The organism is Yoonia sp. R2-816 (assembly GCF_046762905.1).
In the GTDB taxonomy this organism is placed as follows: domain Bacteria; phylum Pseudomonadota; class Alphaproteobacteria; order Rhodobacterales; family Rhodobacteraceae; genus Yoonia.
On the sequence record NZ_JBKQXN010000109.1, the window covers coordinates 1 to 353 of the forward strand.

A 353-nucleotide genomic window follows, 5' to 3' on the forward strand; every position below is an offset into this window, starting at 1 on the left:
ATCGGCATTTTGGCTTCAAGACACATTGCAAGCTTGCGTCGTTCGTCCAGCTTCAGGTGACAGTAGTGGCTTCCCATTCTTCATACTCCATGCAACTCTCTGTATTCGTACAGAATTTGCACTTCGTTTGTGAATCCACCCAGGCGGCACGATTGAGGCGCGTAATAGTGGTTATGTTAAATAAGTCAGTAATGCTGACCCAAAAGCACGGACGAAACAGACCACAAAGCCACCTCAAAACAGAAAACGGCCATGCCCGGGAAGAAGTGGGCATGGCCATCTTTATTATCTGCAGGTTTCGTCCAGTTGGGCCAGGTCGCTACACATAGCAGTCAAAAACCTCAGACGCATTC

General features: G+C 48.4%; 1 protein-coding gene. It reads left to right on the plus strand.

Features of this window, described 5'->3' with window-relative positions:
• Nucleotides 1–329, plus strand: a 329-nt coding sequence (locus tag ACFWW2_RS01950) for a hypothetical protein (protein ID WP_393925680.1), incomplete at its 5' end; no start/stop codon positions are given.
• Nucleotides 330–353 lie beyond the last annotated feature (24 nt).